At 72.0% G+C, this 9,837-nt stretch carries 7 protein-coding genes and 1 pseudogene; 3 read left to right on the top strand and 5 right to left on the bottom strand.

Annotated elements, in window-relative coordinates; translation table 11 throughout:
- The first annotated feature begins 283 nt into the window (after window positions 1–283).
- Window positions 284–1,276 carry a porphobilinogen synthase gene (gene hemB / locus ACWCP6_RS35445; RefSeq protein ID WP_450936762.1) on the top strand — a complete coding sequence of 331 codons (993 nt, stop codon included), beginning with the start codon at window positions 284–286 and terminating at the stop codon, window positions 1,274–1,276.
- Between the two features lie 142 nt (window positions 1,277–1,418).
- Here the strand turns inward: hemB and ACWCP6_RS35440 are convergent, their stop codons facing one another.
- Window positions 1,419–2,168: a DUF4232 domain-containing protein gene (locus ACWCP6_RS35440; protein WP_450936761.1), complete on the bottom strand. Its 750-nt coding sequence runs from the start codon at window positions 2,166–2,168 to the stop codon at window positions 1,419–1,421.
- Between the two features lie 218 nt (window positions 2,169–2,386).
- Between ACWCP6_RS35440 and ACWCP6_RS35435 the strand changes: the two genes are divergently transcribed.
- Complete coding sequence (locus ACWCP6_RS35435; protein WP_450936760.1) at window positions 2,387–3,847, top strand: helix-turn-helix domain-containing protein; 1,461 nt, start codon at window positions 2,387–2,389, stop codon at window positions 3,845–3,847.
- Between the two features lie 57 nt (window positions 3,848–3,904).
- On the opposite strand, the gene ACWCP6_RS35430 is transcribed toward ACWCP6_RS35435, so the two are convergent.
- The 3 genes from ACWCP6_RS35430 to argS all read right to left on the bottom strand — a co-directional run bounded on the left by ACWCP6_RS35430 (window position 3,905) and on the right by argS (window position 6,969).
- On the bottom strand, window positions 3,905–4,144 hold the full coding sequence (locus tag ACWCP6_RS35430; RefSeq protein ID WP_450936759.1) for a DUF397 domain-containing protein: 240 nt from the start codon (window positions 4,142–4,144) through the stop codon (window positions 3,905–3,907).
- On the bottom strand, window positions 4,141–4,968 hold the full coding sequence (locus tag ACWCP6_RS35425; RefSeq protein WP_450936758.1) for a helix-turn-helix domain-containing protein: 828 nt from the start codon (window positions 4,966–4,968) through the stop codon (window positions 4,141–4,143). Before ACWCP6_RS35425 ends, ACWCP6_RS35430 begins: the two co-directional genes overlap by 4 nt.
- Before the next feature lie 234 nt (window positions 4,969–5,202).
- Entirely contained in the window at window positions 5,203–6,969 is a 1,767-nt protein-coding gene (argS, locus tag ACWCP6_RS35420; RefSeq protein ID WP_450936757.1) for an arginine--tRNA ligase, read from the bottom strand.
- 254 nt (window positions 6,970–7,223) lie between these two features.
- Here argS and lysS point away from each other — a divergent pair, with 254 nt between their 5' ends.
- The gene (gene lysS / locus ACWCP6_RS35415; protein WP_450936756.1) at window positions 7,224–8,966 is read left to right on the top strand and encodes a lysine--tRNA ligase; all 1,743 of its coding nucleotides are present in this window, start codon (window positions 7,224–7,226) and stop codon (window positions 8,964–8,966) included.
- Window positions 8,967–9,063: 97 nt separating this feature from the next.
- On the opposite strand, the pseudogene ACWCP6_RS35410 reads toward lysS, so the two are convergent.
- A pseudogene (locus tag ACWCP6_RS35410) lies at window positions 9,064–9,837 on the bottom strand (DUF2637 domain-containing protein); the annotation flags it as partial.

Genomic DNA, 9,837 nt, shown 5'->3' with positions numbered 1-9,837 from the left:
CGCCCGCGCGGTCGCGCCCCCGGGCCCCCCCCGCTCGGGGGGGGGGGCGGGGGGGGCCCCCCCCCCCCCCCCCCACCCCCGCTTCGGCCTGGACGGCCTCGTCCTCGAACTCCCCCAAGCTCTCGACTGCGCTCGAGCAGGGGGGACCCCCATGACGGGCTGCCGGTCGCCGTACGGGCCGGCGTGGCCTGCCTTCGGCCCGAGCGGTCCGGTCCGGCGGACCCCCGTCGCGCCGACGCTGCGTCGGCAAAGGTGCTGTCGGGGCAGGCGTAGCGTAGGCGGCATGACGAAGTACGGATCCTTCCCCGGTACGCGTCCGCGTCGGCTGCGCACCACCCCCGCCATGCGTCGCATGGTCGCCGAGACCCGCCTGCACCCGGCCGACTTCATCCTCCCGGCCTTCGTCCGGGAGGGCGTCAGCGAGCCCGTGCCGATCGCGGCCATGCCCGGTGTCGTCCAGCACACCCGCGACAGCCTGAAGAAGGCCGCGCTGGAGGCGGTGGAGGCCGGGGTCTCCGGGATCATGCTCTTCGGCGTTCCGGAGGAGTCGAAGAAGGACGCGATCGGGACGCCGGGCACCGACCCGGACGGGATCCTCCAGGTCGCGATCCGCGATGTGCGGGCCGAGGTCGGGGACGAGCTGATCGTCATGTCCGACCTGTGCCTCGACGAGACCACGGATCACGGCCACTGCGGTGTGCTCGACGCCGAGGGCCGTGTCGACAACGACGCCACCCTGGAGCGGTACGCCGAGATGGCGCAGGTCCAGGCCGACGCGGGCGCCCATGTGGTCGGCCCGAGCGGCATGATGGACGGCCAGGTCGGGGTGATCCGGGACGCGCTCGACCAGATCGGCTGCGAGGACGTGTCGATCCTCGCCTACACCGCGAAGTACTCGTCCGCCTTCTACGGCCCCTTCCGGGAGGCCGTCGCCTCCTCGCTCGAGGGCGACCGCAAGACGTACCAGCAGGATCCGGCGAACGTCCGGGAGTCCCTGCGCGAACTGGCGCTCGACCTCGAAGAGGGCGCCGACATGGTGATGGTGAAGCCGGCGGGCCCCTATCTGGACGTCCTGGCCCGGGTCGCGGACACGGTGGACGTGCCCGTGGCGGCGTACCAGATCTCCGGCGAGTACTCGATGATCGAGGCCGCCGCCGAGAAGGGCTGGATCGACCGCGACAAGGCGATCATGGAGACCCTGCTCGGCATCAAGCGCGCGGGAGCGCAGAACATCCTCACCTACTGGGCGACCGAGGCCGCGAGGGGTCTGCGCTAGGCGTTCCGCCCCGTCCCCCCGTCCTCCCGGCGGAGGGCGAAGACGTTCCTTGTGGGGGCGGGTGCCCGGCCATGCCGGTCGGGCACCCGCCCCCACGCGTACCGGCCGTGCGGCCGGCCGTTCACGGACCGCTCGCCGGGCGTCAGTACGAGAGGGCGTCGTCCATGCTGGACTGCCAGTACGTCACGCTGAGCTTGTCGTCGACATACACGCCCTTCGCGGGGAGCGCCGGCGTCGCGGCCCTGCCGCTGTCGAAGTGGACCGTGAGGGACTTGGCCGTGTAGCCGTTCCCGCCGCTGCCGTCACCGGCCGACAGGAGCACGCCCGCGTAGCCGGACTCGCCGGGGGCGAGCGTGACGACCGCCTGGGGGTGGCTCGCCTCGATGACCGGCGGGACGGCCTGGGCCTCGCCGAACCGGGCCGCCGGGTAGCCGAGGAGGTCGCAGTTCTTCGTGCCGGTGTTGGTGACGGAGAGGAGCAGGTGGTTCAGCGGGCGGGAGACCACGGTGGCGGTGGTCTTGGTGTTGGCGCCGTTGCAGGGCTGGTTGTTGGAGTGCGCGGAGGAGCCCGCGCTCCTGCCGTTCGCACCGCCCTTCGTGGCGGCGCCGCTCTTGCCGCTCGTGGAGCCGCCCGACGCGGTGCCGTTCGCGCTGCCGCTGTTCGCACCACCGCTGTTCGCACCACCGCCGTTCGTGCTGCCGCCGCTTCCGGCCGTCGTCGTGGACGAGCCGCCGGAGCCTGCCGAACCGCCGTGCCGGGCGGTGGAGGTGGACGCCGCGGACGCGCCCTCGTCGCGGGCACCGTCCCCGTTCTCGCACGCCGTCAGGGAGAGCGTGGCGAGGGCGACGGTCGCGGCGCCGAACAGGCGGATGCGGGTGGTGCGTGCGGACATGATGGGTCCCCCCGTTTGTGGTGGATCGGTGGTGGGCGCACGCCCTCGACCGGTTGCCGGGAGCGGCGTGCTTGGATGACATCAGCTTGCGGGGCGGTCCGTCCCGGCCGCCACGGTTGCCGGGGTTTTCGGGACGCTGGAACGCTTGTACGGGGTCTGACCAGGGGAAATGGCGTCCCGTTGGAATGCCGGACGGGACGCGGGGCAGGGGAGGAACGGTGGCGGGGGACGAGTTCGCGGGACTGCTGAGGGAACTCAAGGAGCGGTCCGGACTCAGTTACGGGGTGCTCGGGAAGCGGCTGCACCTGAGTACGTCCACGCTTCACCGGTACGTCAACGGGGACGCCGTACCGACGGACTACGCACCCGTGGAGCGGTTCGCGCGGGTGTGCGGAGCCACCCCCCAGGAGCTGGTGGAGCTGCATCGGCAGTGGGTGCGGGCGGATGTGCTGCGGGGGCGGAAGGGAGCGCCGGCCGGTCCGGTGCAGGACGCGGGTCCGGGACCCGCGGACCGACCGGGGGCGACGCCCGAGCCCGTTCCGGGGCCGGGTGCGGCTCCCGCGGCGGAGGCCGCCGCTGGGGGGAACACGGACTCCGCGCAGGGCACGGGCTCCTCGGCGAACACGGGCTCCTCGGAGGACACGGGCCCCACGACGGGCGACGGCGCCACGAAGGGTACGGATCCGGTGTCCGCGCCGGAGCCGGGCCTCGCACCCGGACCCGAAGGGCCGGAGGCCCGGGGGCGGTCGGCGGGCGCCGTGCCCGGTCGGGTGCGGCGGCGCCGCGCGGCGCTCGTCGGTGCCGCCGTGGCCGCCGCCGTCGTGTCCACGGTGCTCCTCTTGGATCTGATGCCCGGCGAGGGCCCGGCCCAGGACGGGAAGCGGTCCGTGGACGCCGCCGCCACGTCCGGTGCCGGGGCACCCGGCACCACCCCCTCGCCCGGCACGCACCGCACGTCACCCTCGGCGTCCCCCTCGCGCAGCGGCAGCCCGACGCCCTCCGGGTCCGCGGATGCGTCCGCGTCCGCGTCCCGGAGCGGCGCGGAGGCCCAGGGCGGTTCCGCCGGGGCCGCGGACGGCGCCACCGCACCCTCGGTCACCGCCAACGCGTACAAGTGGGAAGGCCCGTGCAGCCAGCACTACGTGGTGAACCGGGAACCCGCGCAGGTGCCCCCGCCGCCCAGTGAGCAGGACGCACGCGGATGGGTCGGGGCGCTCGGGGGAGTGGCGGCCCGGGACCAGATGCTCGCGCTGACCGTGCAGGGCACCGGGCGGAAGACGGTCGTCCTGGAGGCGCTCCATGTGCGGGTCGTCCAGAAGGGCGCGCCGCTCGCCTGGAACGACTACGTCATGGGGGTCGGCTGCGGCGGCAAGGTGACGACGAAGTCCTTCGACGTGAACCTCGACTCGAGCCGGCCCGACACCGAACCCAAGGACGGCCAGCGGGACTTCCCCTACAAGGTGAGCGAGTCCGACCCCGAGGTCTTCTATGTGACCGCGCACGCCCAGGCGCACGATGTGAGCTGGTACCTGGAGCTGGACTGGTCCAGCGGGAGCCGGCACGGGACGGTCAGGATCGACGACAACGGCAAGCCGTTCCGGACGAGCGGCAACGCGGGGCGGCCGTCCTACGACCACCCGCTGGGCGGCAGCGAGTGGGAGAAGGCGCCCCAGGGCTAGCGGGGTTCCGTCGGCGGGCCCGGCCGAAGCCGGGACCCGCAGAGCAGAGCGACCCTGCTAGCGGGCCGCGTGCGTCGTGAAGGCCGCCCAGGCGGCGGGCGTGACCCGGAAGGCGGGTCCTGTCGGGTTCTTGGAGTCCCGGACGTGGACGGCGTGGGCGCAGGCGGCCACCTCCACGCACTGGCCGCCCTCGTCGCTGCTGTAGCTGGACTTGCGCCAGGTGTAGGCGACTTCGAGGCAGGCGCCGCCCTCGCTGCCGCTGTAGCTCGACTTGAACCACTGCAGTGCGGTGTTCATGTGTCTCCTAGCAGACGGTCGAGCAGACCCCTGGACTCCTGGGGGGACAGGGCCTGTGACCGCAGCATCGCATATTTGCGCGCCAGGATGGACACCTCGTCGGGGTCGGAGACCCACTGGCTGCCGCGCTGGCCCTCGGTGTAGGCGAGGTGCAGGTGGTCCGGTGTCTCCAGGAGGGTGAAGGGACCGGCCAGTCCGGCGTGCGAGGACGTGTTCGCCGACAGTAACTGGAGTGCCAGGCCGGGAAGTTCGGCGCACTCGCGCAGGTGCCGGAGCTGCTCGCGGCGGACCTTCGGGCCACCGATACCGATGCGCAGGACCGGCTCCCACACGATGAAGCTCATCGTCGGCGGGCACTTGCGGTGCAGGATCTCCTGGCGTCCCACGCGGGCCGCCGTCTTGGTCTCGATCTCGTCCTCGTCGTACGCGGGGACGCGCTCGCGCAGGACCGCGCGGGCGTAGGCCTCGGTCTGGAGCAGGCCGGGCAGGACCGCGTTGTCGTACCAGGACAGGGCGACGGCCTCGCGCTCGTGCACCATGTACTGCTCCGCGTACAGCGGGAACTGGTCGATCTCCGGCATGTTCTCGACCCCGGCCAGCAACAGTCCCTTGGTGTCGAGGAGTTGGTCCAGCGCCTCGGCGAGGGCGGGGAGCAGGGGGCGTCTGCCCTGCTCGATCGAGGCGATGGTCTCCTCGTCGGCGAGGACCGCCTCGCCGAGGGACCGCTGGGTGTACCCCGCCGCCCTGCGGGCGGTCTGCATCTGCGCGCCGACCATCCGCATGGTGGAGAGGTTCTTCCTGCGCGGCTGCTTCCTGGTGTTCATGCCGGTCCAATCCCCACGCCGGCCCGTACGGGACCCCGTGTGGACCCGTACGAATTCCGGGTACGGGTTCACCTGGAGATCCACGCTAGTGACTCTCCGCAACCGCTGTCCCGCGCAACGGGAGAACTCGACTCCCGTACAGGCGCGAGGCGGAACATCGCGCGCCCCGGGGCGCCGACACGCCGAGGCCCCCGCCGGATCCTTCCCGGCGGGGGCCTCGCGGTGTTCGTCGTGTCAGAGGCGCTCGGGCGTCCTGATGCCCAGCAGGGCCATGCCCTGGTGGAGGGTGCGGGCCGTCAGCTCGCACAGGAACAGCCGGTTCTCCACCTGGGCCGGGGTGTCGGCCTTCAGCACCGGGCACTGGTCGTAGAACGTGGTGTACAGGGAGGCCAGCTGGTACAGGTAGGCCGCCAGGCGGTGCGGCTCGTACGACGCGGCGACCTCGTGCACCGTCTCGCCGAACTGGTCCAGGTGCAGACCCAGTGCCCGCTCGGCCGGGGCGAGTTCGAGCTCCGGGTGGGCGGCGGGCCGGGCGTCGCCGGACTTGCGGAGGATCGACTTGATCCGGGCGTACGCGTACTGGAGGTACACGCTCGTGTCGCCGTTGAGCGACACCATCTGGTCCAGGTCGAACTTGTAGTCCCGGACGGCGGACGTGGACAGGTCCGCGTACTTCACCGCGCCGATGCCGACGTACCGGCCGTTCTCGAGGATCTCCTCCTCGGTCAGGCCCACCTTCCCGGCCTTCTCGCGCACGACGCCGGTCGCCCGCTCGATGGCCTCGTCGAGGAGGTCCACCAGCCGCACCGTCTCGCCCTCACGGGTCTTGAACGGCTTGCCGTCCTTGCCGAGCACGGTGCCGAAGGCCAGCTGGAAGGCCTTGACCTCGTCGTTCAGCCAGCCGGCCCGCCGTGCGGTCTCGAAGACCATCTTGAAGTGCAGCGACTGCCGCGCGTCCACGACGTACAGCAGGGTGTCCGACTTGAGGTTCTGCACCCGGTCCCGGATCGCGGAGAGGTCGGTGGCCGCGTAGCCGTAGCCGCCGTTGGACTTCTTCACGATGAGCGGGACGGGGTTGCCGTCGGGGCCCTTGACGTCGTCGAAGAACACGCACAGCGCGCCCTCGGAGCGGACGGCCACGCCCGTCTCCTCCAGGATGCGGCAGGTCTCCTCGAGCATGTCGTTGTAGCCGGACTCGCCGACCACGTCCGGGTCGTGGATCTCCATGTCCAGCTTGTCGAAGACCGAGTAGAAGTAGATCTTCGACTCGTCGACGAACCGCTGCCACAGGGCACGGGTCTCCGGGTCACCGGCCTGCAGGGCGACCACCCGGTCCCGCGCGCGGGCCTTGAACTCCTCGTCGGAGTCGAAGAGCGCCCGCGAGGCCTTGTAGATGCGGTTCAGGGACGACATGGCCTCCTCGCCGGAGACCTCCGCGTCGCCCTTGTGGTCCAGCTCGTGCGGGTGCTCGAACAGGTACTGGATGAGCATGCCGAACTGGGTGCCCCAGTCGCCGATGTGGTGCCGCCGGACGACCTTCTCACCGGTGAACTCGAGGATCTCCACCATCGCGGCGCCGATCACGGCGGACCGCAGATGGCCGACGTGCATCTCCTTCGCGACGTTCGGCTGCGCATAGTCGATCACCGTCGTGCCCGGGGCATCGGCGGACGGGACGCCCAGCCGGTCGTCCGCGGCGCGCGCCGCCAGGTTCTCGGTGATCGCCCGGTCGGCGACCGTGATGTTGAGGAAGCCGGGGCCCGAGACCTCGACCTCGGCCAGCACGTCGTTCGCCGGGATCGAACCCACGACCTGCTCCGCCAGCTCCCGCGGGTTCGCCTTCGCCTTCTTGGCGAGCGCCAGGATGCCGTTGGCCTGGAAGTCGGCCCGGTCGCTGCGTCGCAGCAGCGGGTCCGCGGAACCGGCCTCCGGCAGGGCTGCCGAGAGGGCGTCCGCGAGGCGCTGGTGGACAGAAGCGGTGAGGGACTGGACCGAGGCCATGGAGTGGTTGCCGTTCTCCTCGAAGCATGCGGATGGACCGGGTCAGTATCCCACGGCGTATAACACGGCCTCGACACGTTATCCGGTGCCCGGCACCGGCCCGCGCCGGTTGTCCACAGCCCTGAAAAGGGGTTTTCGCAGATGCGGCGCAAGCTGGGAGAATGGTGCGGTCAGCCGTACAGCCTCCCCCGGGCCCGGCGTCGCCGGAGCAGGGGACCCCCACCGGCTCATGTGGGATTGACGGAAAGAAGGACGTGCCGATCGTGGCTCAGAGCACCGAGACCACCGACTGGGTCTCCCGTTACGCGGACGAGGTCATCGCCGAGTCGGAGCGCCGCGCCCCGGGCAAACCCGTCGTCGTCGCGTCCGGCCTCTCCCCGTCCGGCCCCATCCACCTGGGCAACCTCCGCGAGGTCATGACCCCGCACCTGGTGGCCGACGAGATCCGCCGTCGCGGGTACGAGGTGCGGCACGTGCTGTCCTGGGACGACTACGACCGGTACCGCAAGGTCCCCTTCGGGGTGCCGGGCGTCGACGAGTCCTGGGCCGCGCACATCGGCAAGCCGCTGACCAGCGTCCCCGCCCCGGCCGGCTCGCCGTACGCGAGCTGGGCCGAGCACTTCAAGGCGGCGATGGTCGAGTCGCTGGCCGAGCTGGGCGTCGAGTACGACGGCATCAGCCAGACCGAGCAGTACACCTCCGGTGCGTACCGCGAGCAGGTCCTGCACGCCATGAAGCACCGCGGCGACATCGACGCGATCCTCGACCAGTACCGCACCAAGAAGAAGCCGGCGAAGAAGCAGCAGCAGAAGGCGGTCGACGAGGCGGAGCTGGAGGCCGAGGAGGGCTCCGGCGCGGCCGCCGAGGACGACGGCTCCGGCGGCGTCGGCGGCTACTTCCCGTACAAGCCGTACTGCGGCAGCTGCGGCAAGGACTTCACCACGGTCACCTCGTACGACGACGGGACGACCGAGCTGGCGTACACCTGCGGCGAGTGCGGCTTCGCCGAGACCGTGAAGCTCAGCGAGTTCAACCGCGGCAAGCTGGTCTGGAAGGTCGACTGGCCGATGCGGTGGGCGTACGAGGGCGTCATCTTCGAGCCCAGCGGTGTCGACCACTCCTCGCCCGGCTCCTCCTTCCAGGTCGGCGGGCAGATCGTCGGCATCTTCGACGGCAAGCAGCCGATCGGCCCGATGTACGCCTTCGTCGGCATCTCGGGCATGGCGAAGATGTCGTCCAGCAAGGGCGGCGTGCCCACGCCCGCCGACGCGCTCCAGATCATGGAGCCGCAGATCCTGCGCTGGCTGTACGCGCGCCGTCGGCCGAACCAGTCCTTCAAGATCGCCTTCGACCAGGAGATCCAGCGGCTCTACGACGAGTGGGACAAGCTCGCCGTGAAGGTCGCCGACGCCAGCGTGCTGCCGGCGGACGCCGCCGCGTACGCGCGTGCGGTCGGCACCGCCGCCGGAGAGCTGCCGAAGACGGCACGGCCGCTGCCGTACCGCACGCTCGCCTCGGTCGCCGACATCACCGCCGGCCACGCGGACCAGGCCCTGCGGATCCTGAACGACCTCGACCCCGCCCGTCCGCTGGACTCCCTGGACGAGGTGCGGCCGCGGCTCGACCGCGCCGAGGCGTGGATCAACACGCAGGTCCCGGCCGACCAGCGCACGGTCGTGCGCGAGGAGCCCGACGCCGAGCTGCTCGCCTCCCTGGACGACCAGGGCCGCGAGTCGCTGCGGCTGCTGCTCGACGGACTGGACTCGCACTGGTCCCTCGACGGACTGACCCACCTGGTCTACGGCGTGCCGAAGGTCCAGGCCGGATTCTCCGCGGACGCGACGCCGAAGGAGCTGCCGCCGGAGATCAAGACCGCGCAGCGTGCCTTCTTCGCGCTGCTGTACCACCTGCTGGTGGGCCGGGACACCGGGCCGCGGCTGCCCACGCTGCTGCTCGCCGTGGGCGCCGACCGGGTGCGGAAGCTGCTGAGCGCCTGAGCCCGGGCGGGGAGGAGACTCCCCGCCCGGCACGAAGAAGGGGTGGGTGCCCGACACGGGCACCCACCCCTTCTTCGTCCGCTCCGGCCTTCCCGGGTCAGGCCGGCTGCTCCTGGGCGTCCAGGTCCTGCTGGTAGCGGTCGCGGAAGGCCTTCAGGTACGGACGCAGGGTGCTCTCCGTCAGCGGCCCGCCCGACTGGCCCTGCACCCCGTAGAGGTCCTGGAGGTACAGGCCGAACTGACGGGCGTTCGGGAAGTCCATGTTCTCGTTGACGTACCTGCGGAACGCCTGGAAGTACGCCTCGTCACGGGACATGCCGTCCGGGACGCCGCCGGCCGGCTGCTGCTCGTCCGTGCCCTCCGCCGGGACCTCCGCCTCGGTCCCGGCCTCCTGGCGGGGCGCCGGGATGCCCGGCTGGGGCGCGCCGCCGCCCAGCGGACGGGTGCGGCCCGGTCCCGCGGGGACGGGGAAGGCGGGGTCCTCGGGGTGGGGCTGGTCGTACGGCTGCTCCTCGTACGGCTCCTGCTCCGCGTACCACTGCTCGTACTGCTGCTCGGGGTCGTACGTCGGGTCGTAGCCGCCGTTGTACGTGTCGGCGTAGGGGTGCGAACTGAACCACGGGCTCTGTTCGTCCGGGGTGCCCTCATGCGTCGGGTAGCCCGGCGCCGGGGGCTGCGCCTGACCCGCGGGGCTCCGTCCGAGGGCGGGAGCGGCGGCGTCCGCGGCGGAGGGGATCCCGGCCGGTGCCGGGGCCAGGGCCGCCGGTGCCGCGGCGGGCGCCGGGAGTTCGATGCCCGCGGCGGCGAGGCCGTCCGGGGCGGTCTGGGCGAGGGGGACGCCGTAGCGGGCCAGGCGCAGCGGCATCAGGGA

Source organism: Streptomyces sp. NPDC002004 (genome assembly GCF_053593975.1).
This window is presented reverse-complemented; position numbering and strand designations above follow the sequence as displayed.

What these genes read in the sequence shown, in the direction of transcription:
- hemB (WP_450936762.1), top strand. Translation starts at nt 284, where the DNA reads ATGACGAAGTACGGATCCTTCCCCGGTACGCGTCCGCGTCGGCTGCGC.
- ACWCP6_RS35440 (WP_450936761.1), bottom strand. Translation starts at nt 2,168, where the DNA reads ATGTCCGCACGCACCACCCGCATCCGCCTGTTCGGCGCCGCGACCGTC.
- ACWCP6_RS35430 (WP_450936759.1), bottom strand. Translation starts at nt 4,144, where the DNA reads ATGAACACCGCACTGCAGTGGTTCAAGTCGAGCTACAGCGGCAGCGAG.
- ACWCP6_RS35425 (WP_450936758.1), bottom strand. Translation starts at nt 4,968, where the DNA reads ATGAACACCAGGAAGCAGCCGCGCAGGAAGAACCTCTCCACCATGCGG.
- argS (WP_450936757.1), bottom strand. Translation starts at nt 6,969, where the DNA reads ATGGCCTCGGTCCAGTCCCTCACCGCTTCTGTCCACCAGCGCCTCGCG.